At 73.7% G+C, this 24,066-nt stretch carries 26 protein-coding genes; 12 read left to right on the top strand and 14 right to left on the bottom strand.

Annotated elements, in window-relative coordinates; translation table 11 throughout:
* Positions 1-167 precede the first annotated feature (167 nt).
* Entirely contained in the window at positions 168-1,343 is a 1,176-nt protein-coding gene (locus OUQ99_RS15165; protein ID WP_267950102.1) for a winged helix DNA-binding domain-containing protein, read from the bottom strand.
* A 99-nt stretch (positions 1,344-1,442) separates the two neighbouring features.
* Between OUQ99_RS15165 and OUQ99_RS15160 the strand changes: the two genes are divergently transcribed.
* Both OUQ99_RS15160 and OUQ99_RS15155 read left to right on the top strand, forming a co-directional pair.
* Positions 1,443-2,108, top strand: a complete 666-nt coding sequence (locus OUQ99_RS15160) for a TetR/AcrR family transcriptional regulator (RefSeq protein WP_267950101.1) — start codon at positions 1,443-1,445, stop codon at positions 2,106-2,108.
* 177 nt (positions 2,109-2,285) lie between these two features.
* The gene (locus OUQ99_RS15155; RefSeq protein ID WP_267950389.1) at positions 2,286-2,828 is read left to right on the top strand and encodes a sugar O-acetyltransferase; all 543 of its coding nucleotides are present in this window, start codon (positions 2,286-2,288) and stop codon (positions 2,826-2,828) included.
* Between the two features lie 375 nt (positions 2,829-3,203).
* On the opposite strand, the gene OUQ99_RS15150 is transcribed toward OUQ99_RS15155, so the two are convergent.
* Together OUQ99_RS15150 and OUQ99_RS15145 are read right to left on the bottom strand one after the other, a co-directional pair.
* Positions 3,204-5,093 (bottom strand): ABC transporter ATP-binding protein, encoded by a 1,890-nt coding sequence (locus OUQ99_RS15150; protein ID WP_267950100.1) that lies wholly within the window; start codon positions 5,091-5,093, stop codon positions 3,204-3,206.
* Positions 5,094-5,227: 134 nt separating this feature from the next.
* Positions 5,228-6,199 carry an EamA family transporter gene (locus tag OUQ99_RS15145; protein ID WP_431061510.1) on the bottom strand — a complete coding sequence of 324 codons (972 nt, stop codon included), beginning with the start codon at positions 6,197-6,199 and terminating at the stop codon, positions 5,228-5,230.
* A 33-nt stretch (positions 6,200-6,232) separates the two neighbouring features.
* On the opposite strand from OUQ99_RS15145, the gene OUQ99_RS15140 reads away from it, so the two are divergent.
* Entirely contained in the window at positions 6,233-7,096 is an 864-nt protein-coding gene (locus OUQ99_RS15140) for a LysR family transcriptional regulator (RefSeq protein WP_267950387.1), read from the top strand.
* Between the two features lie 29 nt (positions 7,097-7,125).
* Here the strand turns inward: OUQ99_RS15140 and OUQ99_RS15135 are convergent, their stop codons facing one another.
* Both OUQ99_RS15135 and OUQ99_RS15130 read right to left on the bottom strand, forming a co-directional pair.
* Positions 7,126-7,863, bottom strand: a complete 738-nt coding sequence (locus OUQ99_RS15135) for a sensor domain-containing protein (protein WP_267950099.1) — start codon at positions 7,861-7,863, stop codon at positions 7,126-7,128.
* A gap of 107 nt (positions 7,864-7,970) precedes the next feature.
* Positions 7,971-8,681, bottom strand: a complete 711-nt coding sequence (locus OUQ99_RS15130) for a GAP family protein (RefSeq protein WP_267950098.1) — start codon at positions 8,679-8,681, stop codon at positions 7,971-7,973.
* A gap of 71 nt (positions 8,682-8,752) precedes the next feature.
* On the opposite strand from OUQ99_RS15130, the gene OUQ99_RS15125 reads away from it, so the two are divergent.
* Positions 8,753-9,382 (top strand): TetR/AcrR family transcriptional regulator, encoded by a 630-nt coding sequence (locus tag OUQ99_RS15125; RefSeq protein WP_267950097.1) that lies wholly within the window; start codon positions 8,753-8,755, stop codon positions 9,380-9,382.
* Positions 9,383-9,493: 111 nt separating this feature from the next.
* Positions 9,494-10,066, top strand: coding sequence for a GNAT family N-acetyltransferase (locus OUQ99_RS15120; RefSeq protein WP_267950096.1), 573 nt, complete (start codon positions 9,494-9,496; stop codon positions 10,064-10,066).
* Between the two features lie 18 nt (positions 10,067-10,084).
* Here the strand turns inward: OUQ99_RS15120 and OUQ99_RS15115 are convergent, their stop codons facing one another.
* A complete protein-coding gene (locus OUQ99_RS15115) occupies positions 10,085-10,492 on the bottom strand; it encodes a MarR family winged helix-turn-helix transcriptional regulator (RefSeq protein WP_267950095.1) in 408 nt (135 codons plus the stop codon).
* 208 nt (positions 10,493-10,700) lie between these two features.
* On the opposite strand from OUQ99_RS15115, the gene OUQ99_RS15110 reads away from it, so the two are divergent.
* On the top strand, positions 10,701-11,195 hold the full coding sequence (locus OUQ99_RS15110; RefSeq protein ID WP_267950094.1) for a macro domain-containing protein: 495 nt from the start codon (positions 10,701-10,703) through the stop codon (positions 11,193-11,195).
* A gap of 111 nt (positions 11,196-11,306) precedes the next feature.
* Here the strand turns inward: OUQ99_RS15110 and OUQ99_RS15105 are convergent, their stop codons facing one another.
* Positions 11,307-12,782 (bottom strand): MFS transporter, encoded by a 1,476-nt coding sequence (locus OUQ99_RS15105; protein WP_267950093.1) that lies wholly within the window; start codon positions 12,780-12,782, stop codon positions 11,307-11,309.
* A 369-nt stretch (positions 12,783-13,151) separates the two neighbouring features.
* Between OUQ99_RS15105 and OUQ99_RS15100 the strand changes: the two genes are divergently transcribed.
* A complete protein-coding gene (locus OUQ99_RS15100) occupies positions 13,152-13,601 on the top strand; it encodes a MarR family winged helix-turn-helix transcriptional regulator (protein WP_267950092.1) in 450 nt (149 codons plus the stop codon).
* Between the two features lie 229 nt (positions 13,602-13,830).
* Complete coding sequence (locus OUQ99_RS15095) at positions 13,831-15,084, top strand: 2,4-dienoyl-CoA reductase (protein ID WP_267950091.1); 1,254 nt, start codon at positions 13,831-13,833, stop codon at positions 15,082-15,084.
* A gap of 222 nt (positions 15,085-15,306) precedes the next feature.
* Here the strand turns inward: OUQ99_RS15095 and OUQ99_RS15090 are convergent, their stop codons facing one another.
* From OUQ99_RS15090 to OUQ99_RS15080, 3 genes are all read right to left on the bottom strand, one after another.
* Entirely contained in the window at positions 15,307-16,104 is a 798-nt protein-coding gene (locus OUQ99_RS15090) for a methyltransferase domain-containing protein (protein ID WP_267950090.1), read from the bottom strand.
* A 62-nt stretch (positions 16,105-16,166) separates the two neighbouring features.
* Complete coding sequence (locus OUQ99_RS15085) at positions 16,167-16,589, bottom strand: DUF4180 domain-containing protein (protein WP_267950089.1); 423 nt, start codon at positions 16,587-16,589, stop codon at positions 16,167-16,169.
* Positions 16,586-17,026 (bottom strand): helix-turn-helix domain-containing protein, encoded by a 441-nt coding sequence (locus OUQ99_RS15080; RefSeq protein ID WP_267950088.1) that lies wholly within the window; start codon positions 17,024-17,026, stop codon positions 16,586-16,588. Before OUQ99_RS15080 ends, OUQ99_RS15085 begins: the two co-directional genes overlap by 4 nt.
* A 200-nt stretch (positions 17,027-17,226) precedes the next feature.
* Between OUQ99_RS15080 and OUQ99_RS15075 the strand changes: the two genes are divergently transcribed.
* Entirely contained in the window at positions 17,227-17,709 is a 483-nt protein-coding gene (locus OUQ99_RS15075; protein WP_267950087.1) for a VOC family protein, read from the top strand.
* 290 nt (positions 17,710-17,999) lie between these two features.
* Here the strand turns inward: OUQ99_RS15075 and OUQ99_RS15070 are convergent, their stop codons facing one another.
* The 3 genes from OUQ99_RS15070 to OUQ99_RS15060 all read right to left on the bottom strand — a co-directional run bounded on the left by OUQ99_RS15070 (position 18,000) and on the right by OUQ99_RS15060 (position 20,416).
* Positions 18,000-18,305, bottom strand: a complete 306-nt coding sequence (locus OUQ99_RS15070; protein WP_267950086.1) for a hypothetical protein — start codon at positions 18,303-18,305, stop codon at positions 18,000-18,002.
* Between the two features lie 533 nt (positions 18,306-18,838).
* Positions 18,839-19,594, bottom strand: a complete 756-nt coding sequence (locus tag OUQ99_RS15065; protein WP_267950386.1) for an SAM-dependent methyltransferase — start codon at positions 19,592-19,594, stop codon at positions 18,839-18,841.
* A 90-nt stretch (positions 19,595-19,684) separates the two neighbouring features.
* A complete protein-coding gene (locus OUQ99_RS15060; RefSeq protein ID WP_267950085.1) occupies positions 19,685-20,416 on the bottom strand; it encodes a (2Fe-2S)-binding protein in 732 nt (243 codons plus the stop codon).
* Positions 20,417-20,626: 210 nt separating this feature from the next.
* Here OUQ99_RS15060 and OUQ99_RS15055 point away from each other — a divergent pair, with 210 nt between their 5' ends.
* Genes OUQ99_RS15055 through OUQ99_RS15045 form a run of 3 tightly spaced genes read left to right on the top strand, consistent with a single transcriptional unit; the run spans position 20,627 to position 23,638 of the window.
* Entirely contained in the window at positions 20,627-21,910 is a 1,284-nt protein-coding gene (locus tag OUQ99_RS15055) for a sensor histidine kinase (protein ID WP_346660252.1), read from the top strand.
* Positions 21,907-22,617, top strand: coding sequence for a response regulator transcription factor (locus OUQ99_RS15050; protein WP_267950084.1), 711 nt, complete (start codon positions 21,907-21,909; stop codon positions 22,615-22,617). The genes OUQ99_RS15055 and OUQ99_RS15050 overlap by 4 nt, the downstream gene beginning before the upstream one ends.
* 46 nt (positions 22,618-22,663) lie before the next feature.
* On the top strand, positions 22,664-23,638 hold the full coding sequence (locus OUQ99_RS15045; RefSeq protein ID WP_267950083.1) for a DUF4097 family beta strand repeat-containing protein: 975 nt from the start codon (positions 22,664-22,666) through the stop codon (positions 23,636-23,638).
* 16 nt (positions 23,639-23,654) lie between these two features.
* Here OUQ99_RS15045 and OUQ99_RS15040 read toward each other — a convergent pair whose 3' ends face one another.
* Entirely contained in the window at positions 23,655-24,038 is a 384-nt protein-coding gene (locus OUQ99_RS15040; RefSeq protein WP_267950082.1) for a hypothetical protein, read from the bottom strand.
* Positions 24,039-24,066 lie beyond the last annotated feature (28 nt).

The following is a 24,066-nucleotide window of genomic DNA, read 5'->3' as shown; positions in this document are numbered from 1 at the left end:
CCCCGCCCCTGCTTCCCGCGGGGCGGCCCCGCCGGTCACCGCGCTGGCCGACGCCGTCCCCGCCCTCCGGAACCCGTGCGTCCCACGGCGCCGGGCGAGTGCGCACCGGTACAACGGTGGGTCGATGGGCGCGACCCACGGCGCCGGGGGCGGAACCCCGGCAGACCTCACCCCAGGGCGTCCAGGGCCGCCCGCATCGCCGGTGACACGTAACCGGTGCCGACGCGCACCCCGCCGAGCCACGCGGTCAGCCGCTCCGCCTCCTCGTCGAGGGCACGCCGCGTCGGGGCCGGGACCGGCTCCAGCAGGTGCACCCGGACGGCCCCGGCGCCGTCCTGCACCCATGTACCGACAGTGCGGCCGTCGGCCCAGGCCGTGGTGCCGGCGTTGCCGCGCCGCTCGAAGAGCTGCTCGCGGTGCGGCCCCAGGTAGAAGTCCCGGTCGCGCCAGCCCATCACGGTCGGGTCGAGCACCGGCAGAAGCGCGACCCACCCGCCCGGGTCCTCCACCGGTCCCACGTCGTCGGGCAGGAGCCAGCCCGTGGCGCCGTTGTCCAGGGACACCGCGACGGCGTCCAGGTCGGCCAGCGCGCCGCGCACGATCGCCTTGGTGGCGCCCAGCCACCAGACGATGTCGTCCTCGGTCCCCGGGCCGAAGCGGAGGAGCCAGCGGCGGACCAGTTCGCGATACCCCTCACCCGGACTCCACAGGTCGGGGACGCCGTCCAACCAGTGCGAGGCCAGGGTCCAGCGGGGCCGTGAGACGGGGAAGCGGCCGGCGTCGGCGCCGCGGACGATGTCGCCGGCTGCCCCGAGGAGGGTGAGCACCCGGGGCGCCGACCACAGCTCGCCCGGCGACCCCTCTACCTTCACGTCGAGCATCGGCACCGCCCGGCGCACGTCGATGGCGGCGAGGCCCTCCGGCGCGTCGGCGAGCACGGCGAGGATCTCGGCCCGGGCCCGGTCGAGCCAGGCGCCTCCGTCGTCGGTGAGGCCCGCCCTGACGAGGTCCTTGGCCATGCGGGCGCGCTCCGCCGCGGCGACACGGGCGGAGGCGCTCGGCCACACGCCCGGCAGCATCTCGCGCGGGAACACGAAGAGGGTGCGCCGCATCGCCAGCTGCTTCACGAGCAGGCGCTCCCGGTGGAGCGCCCCGTCGACGTCGGCGACCGTCAGTGAGGAGACGCGGGCCCAACAGGAGAGGTGGACCGTGGCCGGCTCGGTCGCGTGCAGCGCGACGACGGCACGGGTGGCCGCTTCGGGGGAGTCGGCGCGGGCGCCGGGCGCCAGTGCGTGCCGCACGGCCATTCGGGCCCGGCGTTCGCCGTCGGTGACATGGTGCATCGGGTCATCGTGCCACATCGGACGGACCATTCGATACAGTGTCGTTCCGGAACAGATGTGTATCGCTTTCGGGGTCGAAGAGACGAGGAGGCGGCTGCCATGGCGCGAGACGGCGAGACCCGGGAACCCGCGGAGGGTCCCGTGCGCCCCGGCCGCAAGCGGGACCCCTCCCGGGACGGCGCCATCCTCGACGCGGCGCTGGAGGTCCTGGCCGACGTCGGCTACTCCCGGCTGTCCATGGACCTGGTCGCCGCGCGGGCCGGGGCCGGGAAGGCCACGCTCTACCGCCGCTGGCCCTCGAAGGCCGAACTGGTCGTCGACGCCGTGGCGCGCATGAAGCGCGCCCAGGTCGACCTGGAGCACCTGCCCGACACCGGGGACCTCCGGGGCGACCTCCTCGGTCTGTTCAGGCCGCAGACGGTCGAGGAGGCCGAGCGCCGGCTCGAGGTCATGGCGGGGCTCGCGTCGATGCTCGTCCAGGACCGGGCCCTGGCCGACGCGGGCACCGCCGCCATCGTCCAGCCGTGGGCCGAGGCCCACCACGCCCTCATGCGGCGTGCCGTCGACCGGGGCGAGATCCCGCCCACGGCCGACATCGAGGCGCTGTCGCAGCTCATCCCCTCGATGGCCGCCTTCCGCGCACTCGTCCGGGGCAAGCCGTTCGACCGGGACTTCCTCGTGTCGATGGTCGACGGCGTCCTGCTCCCGGCCCTGCGCCACCCGCCGGAGGCCCCCGCGGAGCCCGACCGCGGGCCCGCCTCCTGAGGCGGGCGCCACCGGTCTCCGCCCGACGGCCCCACCGTTGGCCGGGACGCCCGGAGGGCGGGCCGCCGGGGAGGGGCGCCGGACGCGGGGGCCCGCTTCGGGGGAGACACGCCCGGGGCTAGGGTCGGGGGCGAATCATGATCGAAGGGACCCCGTGTGACCACTCAGAAGGACCGCATGCTCGCCGGTGAGCTCTACCTCGCCGACGACCCCGAGCTGCAGGCCGACCTCTTCCTCGCCGAGAAGCGGACGGAGGCGTTCAACTCGTCGACGATCGACGACCTGGAGGCGCGGCACGCGGCGCTGGCCGAACTGGTGGGCGAGCTGGGGGAGGGCAGCGTGATCCGGCCCCCGCTGCGGGTCGACTACGGCTATCAGATCAGCGTCGGTCCCCGTACGTTCGTCAACTGCGGCGCGGTCATGCTGGACGTGGCCCCGATCCGGATCGGGGCGGACGTGCAGATCGGCCCGAACGTCCAGCTGCTCACCCCCACCCACCCGGTCGACCCCGAACTGCGGCGCGCCAAGTGGGAGGCGGGCGAGCCGATCACCATCGGCGACAACGTGTGGCTGGGCGGAGGGGTCATCGTCTGCCCCGGCGTGACGATCGGTGAGAACACCGTGGTGGGCGCGGGCTCCGTGGTCGTCAAGGACCTGCCCGCGAACGTGGTGGCGGTCGGCAACCCGGCCCGCGTCGTCCGCGAGATCGGCGCCTCCTAGGTGTACTGACCACGGAGGTTGGTAACACCCACCCCGCCTGAGACGAGCGAAGAGGGCCTCCGGCAACGGTGCGGATCGCGACATCCACCACCGGACCGGAAGGCCCTCGACGCCCCACACCACCCACGCCGGCGCCACCCTCACACCCGCCGGACGCCTCGCGCCGGCCCGCTGCGTCGTCGACCGGCGCCGGCCCCTGCGACGGGCCGCTCCTACCCCCGGGCCCGGTCCTGGAGGCGCTCCTCGGCTTCTTCGAGGCCTCCGCGACCAGAGCGTCGCGGCCCTGTACGAACTGCTCAGGAAGCCCGCGCCCGCGGCGTGAAAAGGGTCCGTCCCCCGGTGTGGCGCCACCGGGGGACGGGGTCCGCTGGGCCGCTATCCGGCCGCGGCGGTCGCCCCGGGGTCTTCGGCGGCGAACTGGGTGCGGTACAGCTCCGCGTAGCGGCCGTCCCGTGCCAGCAGCTCGGCGTGGGTGCCGCGTTCGGCGATCCGCCCCTCCTCGACGACGAGGATGGCGTCGGCCGCCCGGACCGTGGAGAGCCGGTGGGCGATGACCAGGGCCGTCCGCCCCCTCAGCGCCTCGGTGAGGGCCGCCTGGACCGCGGCCTCGGAGGTGGAGTCCAGAGCGGAGGTCGCCTCGTCCAGGATGACCACCTCGGGTCCGGCCAGCAGCAGGCGCGCGATGGTCAGGCGCTGGCGCTCGCCGCCGGAGAACCGGTAGCCGCGCTCGCCCACGACGGTGTCCAGCCCGTCGGGCAGTGCGGCCACGAGGGTGTCCAGCCTGGCCCGGCGCAGCGCGTCCCACAACTGCTCGTCGGTGGCCCCGGGTGAGGCCAGGGTCAGGTTGGAGCGGATGGACTCGTGGAAGAGGTGCCCGTCCTGGGTGACCATCCCCAGGGTGGCGCGGATGGAGTCGAAGGTCAGGTCGCGCACGTCCGTTCCGCCCAGGCGCACGGCGCCGGAGTCCACGTCGTACAGGCGGGGGACGAGCTGGGCGATGGTGGACTTGCCCGCGCCGGAGGAGCCGACCAGGGCGACCATCTGCCCGGGTTCGACGCGGAAGGACACCCCGTGCAGGACGTCCCCGTTGTCCTGGACGTCGAGGGCGGCGACCTCCTCCAGGGAGGCCAGGGACACCTTGTCGGCGCTGGGGTAGGCGAAGGTGACGTCGTCGAACTCCAGTGACACCGCTCCGTCGGGGACGGTCCGGGCGCCGGGCTTCTCGTCCACGATCGGTTTCAGGTCGAGGATCTCGAAGACCCGGCTGAAGCTGACCAGGGCGCTCATGACCTCCACCCGGGCGCCGGCGAGGGAGGTGAGCGGCGCGTAGAGGCGGGTGAGCAGCATGCCCATGGACACGACGGTGCCCGCGTCGAGCTGCCCGCGCAGGGCGTAGAAGCCGCCGAGGCCGTAGACCAGCGCCAGGGCGAGCGCGGACACCAGGGTGAGGGCGGTGAAGAAGACCTCCTGGACCATCGCTGTGCGCACGCCGATGTCGCGCACCCGGCTCGCCCTGCGGGCGAACTCGGCCGACTCCTCGTCCGGGCGGCCGAAGAGCTTGACGAGGGTGGCTCCGGGAGCGGAGAACCGCTCGGTCATCTGGGTGCCCATCGCCGCGTTGTGGACGGCGCGCTCGCGCTCGATCCGCGCCAGGCGGGCGCCCATGCGGCGGGCCGGCACGACGAACACCGGCAGCAGCAGGAGCGAGAGCAGGGTGATCTGCCAGGACAGGGTGAGCATCACGGCCAGGGCGAGGACGAGGGTGACCAGGTTGCTCACCACCCCGGAGAGCACGTCGCTGAACGCGCGCTGGGCCCCGATGACGTCGTTGTTGAGGCGGCTGACCAGGGCGCCTGTGCGGGTGCGCGTGAAGAAGGCGACCGGCATGCGCTGGACGTGGTCGTAGACGGTGGTGCGCAGGTCGAGGATGAGCCCCTCGCCGACCCGGGCCGACAGCTGTCGCACGACCAGCCCCAGGGCCGCCTCGGTGACGGCGACGGCGGCGATGAGCCCGGCCAGGACGAGCACGGGGCGCAGTGGGCCGCCGTCGACGATCGCGTTGACGACCCGTCCGGCGAGGAGGGGGGAGGCCACGGCCAGGGCCGCCGTGGCCACGCTCAGGAGGAGGAACCAGGAGAGGTGGCGGGAGTGGGGGCGGGCGAAGGAGGAGATCCGGCGCAGGACCGGCAGGGAGAAGGGGCGCTGGTCCTCCTTCGCGTGCATCGCGTGGTACACGGAGTTCCACGCGGCCATTTCCATGCTCATGTTCGACCACCGGGTGTGTTGGGGCTGTTGGCAAGAACCGTAGAACCTCAACTAATGTTCTGGTCAAGTCGGAGGGCGACCCGGGGGTCCGCGCCCGTCCGGGCGCCCGGAGGTGCACCGCCCCCGGACGCGCCTCACCCCTCGGCGGCGCGTGTCCGCCGCCCCGCGCGGCCCGCCGCCAGGGCGCTGGCGGCGTTCGCCGCCACGATGGCCGCCACGGCCGCCCAGTCGACCCACTCCAGCGCCTGCCCCAGCACCGCCAGCCCCACGAGGGCCGCCATCACCGGGTGCACGCTCATGAACAGGCCGAAGTAGCGGGCGGGAACCCGCCTCAGGGCGAACAGGTCGCCCAGGAACGGCACGATCGAGGACAGCACGCCCGCCGCCGCCGCGCACGCCAGGGCGGCGGGGGTCGGCGGGTGGGCGATGAGCACCAGCGCGCCGACGGGCGCGAAGACCAGCGCGGAGACGCCGGCCGCGGCGGCCGAGCCCCCGATGCCCGGCACCCGCCGCCCCACGGTCCGGTTGAGCAAAATGTAGGCGGCCCAGCAGGCGGCGGCCACCAGTGCCAGCGCGATGCCCGCGTGGTCGGTGCTGGCCTGGGGGCGCATCAGCACCGCGACCGCTCCACCCGCCACCAGCGCGCACACCAGGTCCACCCACCGGCGCGAGGCGGCCAGGGCCACGGCCAGCGGGCCGAGGAACTCCAGGGTCACCGCGAGCCCCAGCCCGATCCTGTCGACGGCCGAGTACAGGGTGAGGTTCATGGTCCCGAAGACCAGGGCCATGGACAGCACCGGCCACCACTGGGACCACGTGAACGCGCCCAGTCTGGGCCGACCGACCGCCAGCAGGACCGCGCCGGCGACCCATTGCCGTACGGCCACCACCCCGACCGGGCCGATCACAGGGAAGGCCAGGGCGCCCAGGGACGCGCCGAGCTGGTTGGACAGGCCGCCGCCGAGCATCACGGCCGTCCCCGCCAACCGCGCCCGCCCGTCCGGTTCGGCCGAGGGGGAGGCGGCGGCGGTTCCCGCCCCCGGCGTGTTCACCGATGTCTCCATGGGGGCGAGCATGCTGCCCACGCCCGCATACGCAAAATGCATGTGGGCGACCGTCTATACGCTGTGCGCATGGATATGCGTCCGAACGACCTGGAGCTGCGGCACCTGCGCTGCCTGGTCGCGATCATCGACACCGGGAGCTTCACCGACGCCGCCCTCGACCTGGGCGTCTCGCAGGCCGCGGTCTCCCGCAACCTCGGAGCCCTGGAGAGTGCGCTGGGGGTGCGGTTGCTGCACCGCACCAGCCGCAACGTCACCCCGACCACGGCGGGGGTCCAGGTCCTGGCCAGGGCCAGGGTCGTGCTGGCCGAGGTCGACAACCTCGTACGCGAGGCCGTCGACGGGCACACGCGGCTGCGCCTGGGACACGCGTGGTCGGCGGTGGGGCGCCACACCGGGGAGTTCCAACGGCGCTGGGCCGACCTGTACCCCGGCACCGAACTGCACCTGGTCCGCACCAACTCGCCCACCGGGGGCCTGGCCGAGGGCCTGTGCGACCTCTCGGTCGTGCGGGCGGCCTTCGACGGGCGCAGGTTCGAGAGCGCCGTCGTGGGCAGGGAGCGCCGGTACTGCGCGATGGCCGCCGACGACCCCTGGGCCCGTCGGCGGTCGCTGCGGCTGTCCGAGATCGCCGGACGGCACCTGATCTTCGACCGGCGCACCGGGACCACCACCGCCGACCTGTGGCCCGAGGAGACCAGGCCGGTGATGGAGCACGTCAACGACATCGAGGACTGGTTCGCCGAGATCGCCACCGGGCGCAGCGTCGGCATCACCCCGGAGAGCACGGTGGCCCAGCACCGGCGCCCCGGGATCGTCTACCGTCCGGTGCGCGACGCGTCCACGATCCCGGTCCGCGTGGTGTGGCGGCGGCACGACCCCCATCCGGCCACCCACGCGGCCGTCGCCCTGCTGACGGAGCTGTACCGGGGTCGGTGAGGACCCCGGCCCGCGGGGAGCCGGCCGGGTCAGACGTCCGAGGGGACGCGCTGCCCGGCGGGCGGTGCGGCGTGCGGCGGGGCGTGTCGGCGGGCGCCCTCGTCCGGGACGCCGCCGGGGTGGGCGGTGTACACCCGAACCCCCGCGTCCTCGGGGGCCAGCAGCAGGGCGCGGCCCACCGTGGACCGGGCGTGGGCGCAGCCGCGCACGACCATCGGCAGGCTCAGCGCGAACAGCGCCCCGGTGGCCATGTGGATCACGGTGGTGGCCACGACGGGGTTGTCCGGGACGACGTAGGTCCCCAGGTCGGTGTAGCCGGGGACGGTGTACAGGGACCACCCCCACAGGGGGTGGAGCAGGCCGGCCGCGGCCCCGGCCCACCAGGTGACGGTGACGCAGAAGCCGACCACGGCGACCGGCAGTCCCACGGCGGCGTGCAGCGCGTCCAGCCAGCTCTGCCTGCAGGCGAGGGCGCCGAGAGCCCGGCGCAGGGGGCCCGTGCCGGGAGCGGGGGAGCGGTAGGGGCGGCGCACCACCGGTCGGCCGTGGAGGTCGGCCAGGCGGATCCGCTCGACGTGGGCGAGTCCTCTGGCGGCGTGCAGGGTGCCCGCGGCCAGGAACAGCCCGGCCCCGACCACTGCGGTGCCCGCTCCCGCGGCCAGACCTACCACGACGAGCACGAAGGAGACGAGGGCGAGGGGGAACCCCCACAGGTTGTAGCGGGAGTCGGCGACGACCTGGGCGAAGACGGACTTGGGCCTGTTCATGGCACCGAAACTACGCCCGGAGGGGCCGTCCGTCAGGGTCGCACGCATGCGCATCGGTGGTGGTGCGGCCCCCACCGCGCGTTGGCGCCGGGACACGCCTTCCCGGCTCACAGGCCGTTGAGGAAGGTGATGACCCCGACCCCCTCCAGGGCCGCGACGGCCCCCGTCTGGGCGAGGCCGTTGATCAGGAGGAGGAAGCCGACCAGGCCGATGATCCACCCCATCGCCTCCCGGGAGCCGGACTCGACCCTGGTGCGCCAGCGCTCCAGCCGGGGACGCAGCCGCTCGCCCAGGGCCCGGTGGCCCAGGTAGAGCAGGACCGGGGGGAGCACCATCACCGCGTTGTAGGCGGCGAGCAGGGGGAGCCAGGTCGCGGCGGGCAGCTCGGCGGTGGTCATGATGCCGATCGCACCGAAGTAGGGGAAGGCCGTGCCGCCCTCCAACAGGCCGGTGGCCAGGCCCAGGCCGACCATCGCGACCGTGCGGAAGGAGGCGGGTCTGCGCGGCTCGCGCGGCTTGGTCGGCATGAGGAAGCTGTAGACCAGCAGGCCGCCGCCCAGGACGACCATCGCCCAGCCGACGAGGGCGCTGTCGGCCAGACCGCCGAGGGTCTCCAGCAGGACGCCGAGGCCGAGCACGAGCGCGCAGCCGAGCACGAAGTAGAAGAGGGCGACGGTGCCCAGGAAGGTGAACAGGGGACGGGCCACCGAGCGCGCGCCGCTCAGCAGCACGTACAGGGAGATGCCGAGGGTGGCCGGGCTGAGCGTGTCCAGCAGGGCCAGTCCGGCGACGGGCAGCAGTACTTCCCAGGGGGGCATGGAGGACTCCTCGCAGTTTTTATCGCACGACTGTGTGAAATAAAATAACACAGATGTGTTAGAAAGATGGCGTGCCAAAGATCGTCGATCACGAACAGCGCCGCCGGGAACTGGCCGAGGCCCTGTGGCGGGTCATCGCCGCCTCCGGCCCCGCCGCCGTGTCCATCCGCTCCGTGGCGGCCGAGGCGGGCTGGTCCCCGGGAGCACTGCGCCACTACTTCCAGACGCGCGAGGAACTCCTGGTCTTCGCCATGAACCTGTCCGAGGACCGCGCCACGGAGCGGATCAGGGGCCTGTCCGCGCGGCAGCCCGCCGACATGCCGCTGACCGACCGCGTGGCCGAGTACGCCGAACAGCTCCTGCCCCTGGACGAGACGCGCCGGGCCGAGTACCGGGCCTGGGAGTCCGCCCGGATCCTGGGCGAGCACGACAAGGACCGGGCCCAGCGCTGGAACCTCCAGCGCAGGCTCTACCGGCAGCTGGTCGCCTCGCTCGTCGGAACCCCGGTCGGGGACCCCTTCCAGCCCCATGCCGACCCCTGGGTGGAGGAGTGGGCCGGCTACCTCCACACCCAGGTGGACGGGCTCTCCCTCGAACTGATGGTCACCCCGGGGATGCTCGACGCGGACGACGCCCGGCGTCGCCTGCGGAGCTTCCTGGTGCGGACCGGGGAGGCGTGGCGGCACCGGGCGGACCCCTGACCTGGGGGTGCGTGAGGTGCCGGTTTTCGCGCTGGGGGTCCGTATTTGCCCGACTTCGCGGTAGTCGATACTGGGTGGTGTCAGTGACCGCAAGCGACGGGGGAGACACGCGTGACCACCAGCCAGACCAGCGAGACGGCAGCCGGCGGGCCGCTCAGTCCGACCTACCGGCACGCCGTCCCCGCGGACGTCCCGGCCCTCGTCGAACTGGTCAACGCCTGTTACCGGGGCGACTCCTCCGCAGGGGGCTGGACCACGGAGGCCCACCTGCTCGACGGCCAGCGCGTGGACGCCGAGGGCATGTCCGAGCTGCTGGGGCGCACCAACACGATCGTCCTCGTCGCCGAGGCCGACGGCCTCCTCGTGGCCTGCTGCGAACTCCAGCGGGGCGTCAACGGCGCCTACTTCGGGATGTTCTCCGTCCGTCCCGCCATCCAGGGCGGCGGGCTGGGACGGCAGGTGCTGGCCGAGGCCGAGCGCACCGCCGTCACGGAGTGGGGCTGCCGCCTGATGCGGATGAAGGTCCTCAAGCAGCGCCCCGAGCTGATCGCGTGGTACGAGCGGCGCGGCTACACCGGTACCGGCAAGACCGAGCCCTTCCCCTACGGGGACGAGACCTTCGGCCTCCCCAGGCGCGCCGACCTGGCGTTCGTCGAGCTCACCCGGGAGCTGCCCGCCCCGTGACCCGGGGCGTCCGGCCCCTCAGTCCTGTTCGAGGTTGGCCGACATCCGCTCCAGGACGTCGACGGCCACGCGGTACTCCTCGTCGCCGATCCCCCGCGTGAGCCGTGCCCTGGCCTCCTTGACCCGGGAGAGGAGCTTGTCGTGCTCGGCCTCGCCCCGGGGCGTGAGCGCGAGGGCGACCAGGCCCTCGACCCACCCCAGTTCGCGCAGGCGGTCGACGGCGGGGGCGACCGTGGACTCGTCCTCCTCCAGGAAAGGGGCCAGTCTGCGGTCGAGGTCGGCGGTCGTGCCGGGCTCGGTGTGCAGGGAGTTGAGCACCTGCCAGTGGCGGCGTCCCAGCGACTCCGAGGCGAGAACCCGGTCGAAGTCGTTCTCGATGAGCCGGTCCAGGTGCTTGAGCCAGTAGCCGATGGGCAGGTCGGACATGCTTCCTCCAGCGGGCCGCGTACATGCGTACACTGCCGCGCGTGCGCGGCAGGTCGACGATATGCCGCCCGACCGCGGCTTGTCAGGGGCTCGCGACGGTGTCGCGCCGGCAGGCTCCCCGGGGCCGCCCGTGGCCGAGGCGGAGGAAGGCCCCCGGCGGCCCGCTGTCCCGGGACGCCTTGTCACCACCGACCGCTAGCGTTCGGCCATGCCCACCGAGACCCTCCCGCCCGGACTGCGGATCATCCGCGGCGACGCCACGAGTCCCCGGGCCGCGGGGCCCAAGATCATTGCCCACGTGTGCAACGACCGGGGCGGCTGGGGCAAGGGGTTCGTGCTCGCCGTCTCCCGGCGGTGGCCCGGACCCGAACGCGACTACCGTGCCTGGCACCGCGAACGTGCCCGCAACGACTTCGCCCTGGGCGCCGTACGCCTGACCGCGGTCGGGTCCGAGACCTGGGTGGCCAACATGGTGGCCCAGCACGGCACGGGGCGGGGCAGCGGCGGGCCGCCCATCCGCTACGACGCGGTCGCCGCCTGCCTGCGCGCACTCGCCGCGCACGCCCTCGACCTCCGCGCGACCGTGCACATGCCCCGTATCGGCTGCGGGCTCGCCGGCGGGAAGTGGTCACGCGTCCAGCCCCTGGTCGAGAGCGAACTCCTCGACCGGGGGATCGGGGTCACCGTCTACGACGTCGACTGAGCCGTGCGCTTGGGGCTGCAGAGGGCCCCGGGACGACAGCCGGTGCTGCGGAGGCCGTCGTCCCCGGGTCCGCGGCACGCGTACCGCGGACCCGGGGCGCGCTGCCGCCTGTCAGGCGCGGCCGGCCCTGCGGGCGAACAGGGCGACGCCCGCGGTGGCGACGAGGACGCCCGCGGTCGCCCAGGTGAAGGCGGTCCTGTACCCCTCGACGGCCGCGTCGATGTCGCCGGACGCGCCCGCGGCGACCGCCGCGCCGACCAGGACGGCCATGCCGGTGGCGCCGCCGAGCTGGTCCACCGAGCGCTGGACGCCCGAGGCGACCCCCGCGTCGTCCTCGGTCACCCCGTGCAGGGCCGCGTTCTGCAGGGCGATCAGGCCGACGCCCATGCCGACGCCGACCAGGACCATGCCGGGCATGGCGTCGGTCCACAGGTCGCCGTCGACCGGCAGTCTCGACAGCCAGGCGGTTCCGGCGGCGGTCGCCAGCAGGCCGGCGATCGCCGCCCCGGAGAGTCCGAGCGCGCCGATGACGCGGCCGACCACGGTCGCCGAGGCCAGGATCGCCGCGCAGAACGGCACGTACGCCAGCCCCGCCTGGAGCGGGCTCATCCCCAGCACCTGCTGGAGGTAGAGCGTCACCAGGAGGAACGAGGTCGACAGCGCCGCGCTGAGCAGCACCGTCGCCGCGTTGGCCACCGTCCTGGTCCTGTTCGCGAAGAACGACAGCGGCACCAGCGGGTTGGCCGACTTCGCCTCGACCAGGACGAACAGCCCCAGCGCCGCGACCCCCGCGGCGAGCGGACCGAACACCTGCGGGTCGCCCCAGGGGGCCTCCGCCGCCCGCAGCACCCCGTAGACCAGGGCGAGGGGGCCGGCGGTCAGCAGCACCGCGCCCGTGACGTCGGGGCGGCGCCGCACGGGTGCGGACGCGTCGGCGGGCGCCGTGTCCCCGGACCCGCCCGCCGCACGGCGGGCGCCGTCGGGAGCGACCAGGAGCGGGACGGCGACCAGGACCACCGCCACCACGGGGAGGTTGACGAGGAAGATCCACCGCCAGTCGAGCAGTTCGGTGATCACTCCGGACAGCAGCACCCCGCCGACCAGCCCGGAACTGGAGATCGCCCCCCAGATGCCGAGCGCCCTGGCGCGCTCCCGGGGAGCGGGGAACAGCATGGCGATGAGCGACATCGCCGCCGGGGAGGCCAGGGCCTCACCCGCCCCCTGCCCGAAGCGCGCGGCCAGGAGCCACGGCAGGTCGGGGGCCGCACCGGCCACGAGCGAGGCCGCGCCGAACAGGGCGGCGCCCAGCAGCAGCATGCGGCGTCGGCCGAGCAGGTCGCAGATCCTCCCGCCGAGGAGCAGCAGGCCGCCGCCGACGAGCGTGTACCCGGCGACGACCCAGGTCAGGCCCTGGGGTCCGGCGCCGAGGTCCGCCCCGATGGAGGGCAGGGCGATGTTGACGACCGTGACGTCCACGGCGATGAGGAACTGCAGCATCGAGACCGCAGCCAGGGCCCACCAGCGGCGGGTACGGGTGAAGCGCTCCTGGCGGCCGGAGCGCGCGCCAGGAGTTCGGAACGAGGTCATGTGTGATGGCCGATCGGGTCGGGCCCGCCCGGAGGCGGGCCGAGAACGGAAAGAGAGAACAACCGTTCCGCCCGCGCGGCACGCCGAACGGGCCCCGCCGGTCCTCCCAGGACACGGCGCGGCGCGCGGCGGGCGCGGACGCCCGCCTACTCCGTGACTGCGACTGCCATCATGGACGGCATTCTAGGAGCCCCGTGCCGCCCGGCGCACCCGGTTTTCCCGGCCGCCCGCCCCGGGAGGGGAGCGAACCGGGTGAGCCGGAAAGGGGCGACGGACGGTTGACCGCGCCTGCGGGCGGGAGGGAGCCGCGTGCGCACCCGGCGGCCCCGCTCACTCTGGCCTAGTCTCGGTCGGTAATATAGTTCGTATATGAACGTTCATGAGCGAACTAATCAGTGGTCGAGTGAGACCGTTGCGGCGAGCCCGATGCTCGCGGTGATCGCCGCGGCGCGTGTGCTGGAGTCCCAGGTGAATGAGGCGCTGTCCTCGGTGACGTTGTCGTTGGCGCGGTTGGCGCTGCTGCACCGACTCGCGGACAGTACGAAGCCGGTGGGCCTGAAGGATTTGGCCGAGGCGCTGGGGTGCTCGAAGTCGAACGCGAGTGTGCTGGCGGATCGGATGCTTCGGGAGGGGTACCTCACGCGCGAGACGGACCCGGCGGACCGGCGCGGTGTCCTGCTTTCCTTGACTCCGGCGGGTGCGGCCGCGCATGCGGCGGGGTTCGAGGTGGTGGCCCGTCAACAGGACGAGGTGTTCGCGGACGTGGCGCCGCGGGACTGCGACACACTGCTACAGGTCCTCGGGCAGGTCACGCGGTGAGCGCACCCTGGAGCCGCACACCCGTCCCGGGGCGGGTGCGGAGCGCGGCGGACGTGGCGCCGGACGGGGCTGGGGCGCTCGCCATCCGGATTCGGCGGCCCCGAGGCGTGTCCGTCGTGTTCTCCTGCGCCGTGGGCCCTGCCGCCCTCGGGTGGAACCAGCCGGACCGCAGCCGCATCGAGCCCGTGACCGGGACGCCGCCGAGGAACGGAACAGGACAGAACCTGACATGAACCAGCCCCGAGACGGCAAACCGCAGACCCGGCGCATCCTGGACACACCTCTCCGCCTGCGCAGCGGCCTGGTCCTGCGCAACCGCGTCGTCAAAGCCGCGATGGAGGAACAGCTCGCAGGGCCGCGACGGCAGCCCGATCACCGCCTCGTCACCCTCTACCGGCGACTCGCCGACGGTGGCGCCGGGCTGCTCATCACCGGCCACGTCATGATCGAACGCCGGGCCGTCGCCCAACCGGGCGACATCGTTCTCGATGAGGCCAGCGACCTCGACGCGTTTCGCCGCTGGTCGGCGGCCGCGGGCACGCTCCCGGTGTTCATGCAGTTGAACCATCCCGGGCGGGTCGTGCGCCGCGACACCGGCTCCATCGCCTACGCCCCCTCCCCGGTCCCCGTCCAGGCCGGCGGGTTGTCCGGACTCTTCGCACCCCCGGTGGAGATGACCGCATCGGACATCACCCGCACGATCGGCCAGTTCGCCGCCTCGGCCCGCCTCGCCCGGGAGTCGGGTTTCGCGGGTGTCGAGATCCACGCCGCCCACGGATACCTGCTGTCGCAGTTCCTCTCCCCACTCGTCAACAACCGTACCGACGAATGGGGCGGGGCTCTGCGGCAACGGGCCCGACTGCTTCTCCGGGTCGTGGACGCGGTGCGCGACAGCGTGCCGGACTCGTTCCCCGTCGCGGTGAAACTCAACTCCGCCGACTTCCAGCGCGGCGGCTTCGACATCGACGACGCCGCTGAGGTCATCGACTGGCTGTCTCCCGCCGTCGACCTGGTCGAACTCTCGGGAGGCAGCATCGAGTCGCTCGCAACAGCGGGGCATCCCGCCGACAACCGCACCCTCGCCCGCGAGTCCTACTTCCTCGACCTCGCCACCCGCCTCGTCGGACGGACCGCTACCCCGCTCATGCTCACCGGCGGCATTCGCCGCGGCCACGTAGCGGAGAACGTCCTACGGCAGGGTTTCGCGCTCGCCGGGGTCGGCACCGCCTACGCGCAGAACCCCCGTGCGGTACGGCAATGGCTCGACGGACACGATGCCCCCGTCGCCCCGCCCACGACGTGGATCCGCTCGAAGGCCCTGCGCGCCGCCGCCGTCCAGGCCGCCGTCACGGACCGCCTCCACACCGGCGCCTGTGACCGGCGCCGCCCCCGAATGCCGACCGGCGCGGCCCTCCTCGCCGACCAGATCCGCCGGGCCCGGCAGCTCCGGCACTACCGGAAGGAGCAGGACGAGGCGGTCTGAGGCTCCGGCCGACGAGGCGTTCCCGCGGTACCGGCGGAAAAGGACGGGACGGGTTCCGAGCCGGGAACCGGTGGGTCCGGCCGGAGCCCGTTCCGGGCGGAGCAGGTGTGCGCGGATGAGTGGTCGGAGAGCCTGCGGAACTTCTCGGAGATCGGTCGGGAGGAACCGGCCAGGTTCTCCTCCCCGGTCCCGGCCGGTCCGGGAACCGCGGGGGCGGCGCGGTCAGGCACGGCACAGGATCGCGCCGTGCGGGACCACGAACACCCCGTCGGGGTCCCGGCTCCAGGCCGTCCACCCGCGCGAGATGCGCTCCAGCTCCTCCCGGGTGGCGTCGCCCTCGGCGACGGCCTGCCGCCCCAGGTCGGACTCCAGGATGCGCCGGGCCCACATGCCGCCCCACCAGGCGCGGCTGTCGGGGTCGGAGTGGCTCCACACCTCGGCCACGTAGGTGACGTCGGTGAACCCGGCCTCGCGGGCCCAGGCCGCCAACCTGCGGCCCGCGTCGGGCTCGCCGCCGTTCCCGCGCGCGACCCGCTGGTAGAGGTCCATCCAGGAGTCCAGCTCGGGCAGGCGCGGATACCAGTACATGCCGGAGTAGTCTGCGTCGCGGGCGGCGACGGTCCCGCCGGGACGGGCCACCCGGCGCATCTCGGCCAGCGCCCGGACCGGGTCCGCGACGTGCTGGAGGACCTGGTGGGCGTGGACGACGTCGAAGGAGTCGTCGGGCAGGTCCAGGCGGTGCACGTCCGCGACCCGGAACCCGATGTTCTCGACCCCCGCCGCGGCCGCGGTCGCGCGGGCGAGGTCGACCGCCTCGGGGGAGGAGTCCACCGCGGTGACCGGCCCCGGGGCGACCCGCCGGGCGAGGTCGACGGTGATGCTGCCCGGGCCGCAGCCCACGTCCAGCAGGGAGCGGCCCGGGGCCAGCCGGTCGAGCGCGTAGGCGGCGGAGTTCTCCGCGTCGCGCCGGCGGTAGGAGTCGGTGACGGCCGGGTGGTGGCCGTGGGTGTAACGCGTCATGGATCGCCCTCTCACCGGGTCGCGAGGCCTGCCGACACGTTCGACCCTACACCCGGCGTCTCTTACAGTGAGATATCTTTCTCGCCATATGAGACAGGATGAACGTCGGACGGGGCCAGGCGCTCCCGGAGCGCGTCCATGTCGGGGACGAACCACAGGCCGCGGCCGCGGTTGGCCTCCCTGACCAGGTCCCGCAGGGCGGTGCTCGCCGCCACGTGCGCGGAGACGTCCCCCACGACGGCCAGCCCCATCCCGTAGGTGACGAACTTCTGCGTCACGGCCCCCGCCACGCCGGTGCGCAGCGAGAAGAAGTCCCCGTCGATCCGTTCGACCGGCAGGACCACCCACGAGGCGCCCCCGTAGGAGGCCTCGCCGATGAGGTCGATCGCCTCGGCCTCACCGCGCAGGGGCGGGCCGTCTGCCGCGCACACCATGACCCGGACGCCGCCCAGGTTCCGCAGGACATCGGTCATCGGACCGCTCACCCTCTTTCCTCGTTCACCATGACGTCGATGAGCTCCAGGACCGCCGCGGTCGCGGAGAGGTCACCCAGGACGACGACCTTCAGGCTCGCGCGCTCCCTGTCGTGGACGGCCTGGACGTGGACCTTCGCCGCGCCGCCCGGCGCCCCGAAGAGGGAGGACGTGACCAGGGTGGTCAGGCGCGAGGCGTCGTCGGGGCCGATCCCGTCCACCCGTACGACCGTGGAGGCCTCCGCGGTGCGCCCGCTGCCCGCGGCAGGCGCCTCCGGTCGGGGGAGCGGGCCGCCGGTGAACTCCTCCAGGTCCTGGCGCCGGACCCGGTACTGCTTGCCGATCCGGGTCGCCCTGAGCCGCCCGTCGCGGATGTAGGCCCGCACCGTCTTGACGTGCAGGTCCAGGAGCTCGGCCACCTGGTCCACCGAGTAGTACTGCTGATCCAACGCACTCTCCCCATCGGGGCGCTTGAAACTTCTCTATACATCCCTGACATTACCTTACTAAAGAGGAGTTTAAAGCCATATGGGACTTCCTGGATGTGGAGAGAGAAAAACCGCGACCGCCCGATGAGTCGCGCCGTCCGGCCCGGTCGGTACGTGTAGGAAGGACGCGGGGAACCGCGCCTGTGTCGAGAGGACGACCGATGAGCACGCTGAACAAGATCACGCCCTGCCTGTGGTTCGACACCCGCGCGGAGGAGGCCGCGAACTTCTACGTCGGACTGTTCGAGAACTCCCGCATCCTCAGGGTCCGCCGCTTCGGTCCCGGGGGTCCCCGCCCCGCGGACATGGTGCTCACCGTGGACTTCGAGATCGACGGCCAGCAGATCACCGCCCTCAACGGCGGCCCCGAGTTCACGTTCTCCGAGGCCGTCTCGCTCCAGGTGATCTGCGACAGCCAGGAGGAGTCCGACCGCTTCTGGGCCGCGCTCGGCGAGGGCGGCCAGGAGAGCCGGTGCGGATGGCTCAAGGACAGGTTCGGCTTCTCGTGGCAGGTCTTCCCGGCCGAGCTGGACGACCTCCTCGACGACCCCGACCCGGCACGCGCCGAGCGCGCCATGCGGTCGATGCTCTCGATGACCCGCATCGACCTGCCCGAGGTCCGCCGGGCCATGGACCGGGCCTGAGCGGCGGCGGCACGGTCCTACGCCCCCCGGCGCCGGACCGTGCGAGCCGGCGCGGCCCGGAGCTCACCGGCCGTCCCTTCCGGCTCCGCGTCGGAAGCGGCGGGGAACCGTGCCCGGCCGCCCGTGGCGCAGGGCCCCGACCGTCCCGCGGAAGAGGACGGGCCCGGAGCGGCCGCGGGAAGCGGCCACGGCCCACCCCCGGTCGGAGTCCCTGATCGGTGTCCGCACCGGGGCGCCCTCCCGGGCCGGGAGGGCGCCCGGGACGTACGGTCCCGGTCGGCGGGAACGGGTCAGCGGTGGAGCGCTCCGTCCTCGGCGTCGTGGTCCAGCCCCAGCACCGCCAGCAGCTGGGCCAGGTCCTCGGGGTCCGCCGCGTGGGTGTAGACCGCGCGCCGGGCGTGGTCGGCCTCGCCCTCGCCGGTCGCGAAGCGCCGGGCGTTCATCCCCTCGGCCGTCACGAACCGGCCCTCGGGGCTGTCCGGGGTCACCCACTGGCGCTGCTCGGCGACGGTCCAGGTCTGCCAGAGGTGTTCTCCGGTGATGACCCTGCCGGTGGCGTCGGCCGAGTTCAGGAGCTTGAGGAGCGCGGGGTTCATGAATTCTCCAGTGGTGTGAGAGCGGGTTCGATGATGTGGCCGCGGACTGCCTCGAAAGGGCTCGCCGTCACCGGTGGGCCGGTGGGATGGTGCGGTTGCTCGCTGCGTGGGATGCTCCGGGTTCGATGGTTCCGCCCGCGGGTCCCGGCAAGGGGCGGCCGCGTGGTGGTGTGCTCGGGGTCCTTCTCCCCCAGTATCGCACTTCGGCCCCGCCATCACCGCCCCTGGACGGGGCGGATGTCGCGCGGTTCCGCCCCGATCACGGAAACGGCCCCGTCCGGCGCCGCGGGGCGGTCGCGTGGGTTCCGGCGGTCCCCGCGAATCCCCGGGGTCCGGGGAGTCGCGGGGACCGTGGGTTCCGAGGGGGGAGGGCGAGGTTCTTCGAGGCGCCGGACCGGGAGGCGGCCGTGCCCCGGGGGCTGCCCGGGCGGTCGGCGACGAGCCCTGACACGGCGGCTGACCGGCCGCGGAAGGCAGGTGCGCGCGACCGCGGGAAGACGGGCACGAGCCGCCTGGGGCGGGGCGGACGCCCCCTACACCCGGATGAGGGTCAGGTAGGCGAAGCCGAGCGTCTCCCGGGTGCCGCGGACCCGGAACTCGCGGTGCCGGTCGGCCCGGGCGCGGACCTCCTCGGCGTCGGGGGAGTCCGGGTTCTCCAGGAGCCAGTCCTCCCACCCCTGGGCGTGCCGGGACTCGAAGTCGTCCCATTCCTCCAGGGTCGCCTGGGACAGCGCCCGGAGCCGGAACCCGTGGGAGAGGGCGAGGTCGACCAGGTCGGGCACCGATCCGTACTGGGCGAGCGGGATGTCCCGCATGACGCCCAGCTCCTCCGGGGTGGGCTCGCGCAGCCAGAAGCCCTCGCCGAACAGGAGCCGTCCACCGGGCGCGAGCAGCTCGCTCGCCGCCGCCAGGGCGTTGCCGGTGTGCGTCACCGGATCACCGCCCCACACGTGGGACGCCCCGTTGTTGACCACGACGTCCGCCTCGGTCCCCGCCCATTCCCCGACGTCGCCGACCACCAGTTCGACGCGGTCGTCCAGCCCCCGTGCCGCGGCGAGTTCGCGCCCGTGCCGGACGTGGTCCCCGTTCCGGTCGATGCCGAAGCCGGTCGCGGTCGGCTCGGACTCCAGGGTGCGCAGGAGGAACTCGGCCCAGCCGCAGCCGACGTCGACGATCCGGCGCCCCTCCAGGGGCCCGAGGGTCCGGATCAGCCGCGCCGCGTGCGCGTCGGAGAGCGGGCCGTTGAAGTCGGAGTCGCGGTACAGGGGAGGTATCTCGGGAGTGACCATCAGGGCAGGATCGCGCAGGGGGCCGATCGAGTCCAGGGATTTTCGTTCGGCGCCCCGGCCGTCCGTGCGCATCCTTCGCGCCAGCGCACGTCAGGGCCTCAGCGCGCAGTCCCCGCAGTAGCCCCCGCCGGGCAGCCGGTAGTACAGGCAGCACGTCGTGCGCCGGAACACCCCCGCACCGCCGGCGTCCGTCCCCGCGTACCCGCCGGTGCCCTTCAGGGCCGTCCGCCCCAGCAGGTCGCCGACCAGGGCCTCGGCCTCCACGCGCCGCTCGGGCCGGGCCGCGCCCAGCGAGCGGGCGGCCCCCGCCAGGGCCGAGGCCGTGTTGCCCCGCAGCAGCCCCGGGGCCACCCGGCCCGTTCCGGACAGGCTCCGGGCGACCCCCGTCAGCACGCCGCGGAGCACCGCCGCCTCGATCCGGTCGGCGGTCCGCCGGGGACCGCCGACCACCGCCTCGGCCGTCTCCTGGGAGGTGCGCAGCACCAGAGGCCCCTCCCTGTGCGGATCCCACCGGAACCGCGCCGCGTCCAGCAGCACACCGTGGCACAGGGCCGCCGCCAGCACCGGGGAGAGGATCCGCGTGGCCAGCCCCTGCTGGAAGAGCGACGCCGCCACCCTCCACTCCACCTCCTCGCCGGTGTGCCCGGCCGGTGGGCCCGACCGCGCGCGCACCCGCTCCACCTCGGCCGCGAGGACCTGTCGGCCGGCCCCTCCCGGGGAGACCCAGCCGGGCCCCGGGGGCTCCTCCTCCAGCGCGAACAGCGCGTTGATCCGGCCGACCTCCTCCAGGACCGGCCGCACCGGGACGCGGACACCTCCCATGCGCACCCCTTCCTCCGGCGGGTAGTGCCAGCACCACCCGTGCTCCACGTGCTGACGGCCTCGTGCCGCCGTACCGCGGTTCCCTAGATTGGTGGCGTGACCGGTCTGAGCAGTCGTGGCGGCGGACGGGGCGGCGGAAGGGACCTGCTGCCCGTCCTCGCCGGGCTGCCCCGCGTCGCAGAAGCCTACGGGCCGTCCTGGCGGGTCCGCATGGTGGAGCTCCTCCACCTGGTCACGTCACTGGCCCTGGCCCTGTTCTACCTGGTGCCCGCGTGCCTGCTCGTGGTCTCCGCCACCTGGGTCGGTTTCGCGGTCACCCTGCCCTGGCTGCCGGACACCCCCGAGCGGGGCGTCGGCGGGTTCGCCGTGGACGCGCTCCTGATGCTGGTGGCCTCCCCGGTCGCCGCCTCGCTGCTGGCACGCCTGGCCTGCCGGGTCCAGCGCGAGCGCCTGGGCGCGGTGTTCGGGATCGTGGAGACCAGCCCGCCCGACCCCCTCCCGGGCGACGGTCCGGTGGTCCGCGCCTGGCGGTTCGTGTTCGGGCGCGACGCCTGGTCGATGATCGTCTACAGCACCGTCGCCGGGCTCCACGGCCTCGTCGCCGGAGGCCTCGTGATGTTCCTCGTGGTGTGCGGCGGCGCGGCGGCCGTCGGGGCCCTGTTCGGGATCATGTTCGTCCTGGCCCAGGGCGCCCCCGAGGACATCGCCGGGCCGCTCGCCCTGGTCGCCGTCGGTCCGCTGCTGGCGCTCGTCGGGCTGCGACTGACCCCCTCCCTGGTCGCCACCGAGGTCCTCCTGCACCGGATGCTCCTCTTCGAGGCCCCGGAGCTGCGCATCCGACGGCGCCTCGTCCACGTCCAGGACAGCCGCCTGCGCATGGTCGACGCCGCGGAGGCCGAGCGGCGCCGGATCGAACGCGACCTGCACGACGGGGCCCAGCAGCGCCTGCTCGCCCTCACCATGACCCTCACACGGGCCCGCTCCCGTGTCACCGCGGACCCGCAGAAGGCCCTGGAGCTCATCACCGAGGCCCAGCGGGAGTCCCGCGAGGTGATGGACGAACTGCGTCAGGTCGCGCGGGGCCTGCACCCCCGGGTCCTCACCGACCACGGCCTGGGCGCGGCCCTCCCGGTCGCCGCGGGGCGCGCCCCCGTCCCCGTGCGTGTGGACGTGGACCTGCCGGAGCGCCCCTCGCAGCGTGCCGAGGGGGTCGCCTACTACGTGGCGTGCGAGGCGCTGAACAACGTCGCCAAGCACGCCGGGGCCGCACGTGTCACCGTGTCCGCCGAGCTGGTGGCCGGCGGGGCCCGCGGGTCCGCCGACCGGCTCCGTCTCACCGTCACCGACGACGGGGTCGGCGGGGCCGACCCCGAGGCCGGCACGGGCCTGTACGGACTGTGGGACCGCGTCGACGCGGTCGACGGCGTCCTGACGGTCCACAGTCCGGCCGGCGGGGGAACCGTCCTGACCGCCGACATCCCATGGGAGGCATGACCGTGTACAGCGGTGCGAACGCGGCGACGGAACCGGAGCCCGAGAAGGGGCCGAGGGTGATCATCGCCGAGGACTCGGTCCTGCTGCGCAGCGGCATGGCCCGGCTGCTGGAGGACGCGGGCGTGGAGATCGTCGACCAGGTCGGCGACGCCGACGCCCTCCTGAGGTCGGTGGAGGAGCATCCCGACGTGGACCTGTGCCTGGTCGACATCCGCATGCCGCCCACCTTCTCCGAGGAGGGCATCCGGGCGGGCGTCGCGATCCGGCGGTCCCATCCGGAGGTGGCGGTGCTGCTGCTGTCCCAGCACGTGGTGAGCCGCTATGCCGCCGACCTGCTGGGCGGCGGGTCCAGCAAGGTCGGCTACCTGCTCAAGGACCGGGTCGCCGACATCGACGAGTTCCTGGCGGTGCTGCGCAGGGTCGCCGGCGGCGGCGCCGCCATCGACCCCGAGGTGGTGTCACAACTGCTCAGCCGACACAGGGACAGCGCCATGGACCGCTTGACCCCCCGCGAGAGCGAGGTGCTGGAGGTGATGGCCCAGGGGCTGAACAACGCGGGGATCGCGTTGCGTCTGAGCGTCACCGAACGCGCGGTGGAGAAGCACATCCGCTCCATCTTCACCAAGCTCGACCTCGGCCAGGACGACCACGACCACCGCAGGGTCCAGGCCGTCCTGCACTACCTGCGCGGCGCCGACCGCACCTGACCGCACCGACATCCGGAGGGCGGGAGTCCTCCAGGAAGGGAAGACAGTGACATTCAAGGCACGGGGACTGTACGCCTCGTCGAGCAAGGAGCCCCGCCGCAGGTTCCGCGTGGGCCCCTGGCTCGTCATCGGCGGCGTGCTGGTGGTGATCATGGTGGCGGCGACCTCGTTCTCCGTGCTGGGCAGCGTGGGCGTGGACAGGGGCGACCGCAGCGACTCCTTCGACGGGATCCGGACCCTGGAGGTCGACAACCGCACGGGCGGCGACGTCGTCCTCGCCGGCGGCGGCGACGAGGTCGTGGTGGAGCGCACCCTGCGCGGCACGCCCCTCACCGAGCCGAGGGAAGGGGCCGAGGCCGACGGGGACGGCCTCGAGGTGGAGGCCGTCTGCCAGGGCGTCCCCTTCTTCGGGGGGTGCGCGGTCAACTACGAGATCACCGTCCCGGAGGGGACCGAGGTGACCGTGGAGACCGTCAGCGGCCGGATCAGCGCGGAGAACGTCAACGGCGCGCTGGAGCTGTCCACCACCAGCGGTCCGGTCGAGGTGTCCGACAACGTCGGCGACGTGACCGTGGACACCACCAGCGGGCAGGTGTCGCTGGCCGGGGTGGAGGGTTCGGTGGGGATCGACACCACCAGCGGCGAGGTCAGCGCCGCGGGCTCGGGCGAGAGGCTGGAGGCGTCCTCCACGTCCGGGCGGGTGGACGTGTCCGGGTTCGAGGCCGAGTCGGTCAGGGCCGAGTCCACCAGCGGCGACGTGGCCGTGGGCGGGGGCTTCACCACGGCGGAGGCCTCGACGGTCTCCGGTCGGATCGAGGTCGCCACCGGGGACGCCTTCGACACGCTGACCCTGGACACCACCAGCGGCAGCATCGACGTGCGGGTCCCCAGGGGCGCCTACGACGTCACCGGTGACTCCACCTCCGGGCAGCGGGACGTGGGCGTGGACGTCGAGGACGGGGCGGCGTCGCGCATCGACGCCAACACCGTCAGCGGCTCCCTCAGCGTCGAGCCGGGCTGACCGAGGCGGGGCTTCCTCAGCTCCGCTCGAAGCGCAGCGCCGCCCAGTCCGAGTCGATCGGCTCCTGGGCGGCGCGGCGCCAACCGGCGTCCACGAGCACGTCCCAGCCCTTGTCCGCGGTCAGGTCGGTGATGATGGTGCCGCCGCGCTGGGGGAAGCACACCCAGAGCCTGGTCCCCGGGCCCACGGAGGCGAGGGCGCGGGGGGCCTCGCGGTCCACGGTCCCCTTGTCCAGGGCGAACATGTGGACGTCGTCGTAGTCGGCGCCCTCGATGGGGCCCAGGTCGATGTGGATGTCGAGCGGTGGCTCCAGGAGCCGCAGGTAGCGCTCGGGGGCGTTGAGGACGAGCAGCCGGTCCCCGGGCCGTACCCCCAGCCTCCGTGCGAGCGTCTCCGACATGTCCTCCTCCGTTCGTGGTCCGGCGGGC

The sequence above is a fragment of the Streptomonospora nanhaiensis genome, from assembly GCF_026642255.1.
Taxonomy (GTDB): Bacteria; Actinomycetota; Actinomycetes; order Streptosporangiales; family Streptosporangiaceae; genus Nocardiopsis; species Nocardiopsis tropica.
The sequence above is the reverse complement of the archived record's forward strand: the minus strand, read 5'-3'. Positions and strand labels throughout refer to the sequence as shown.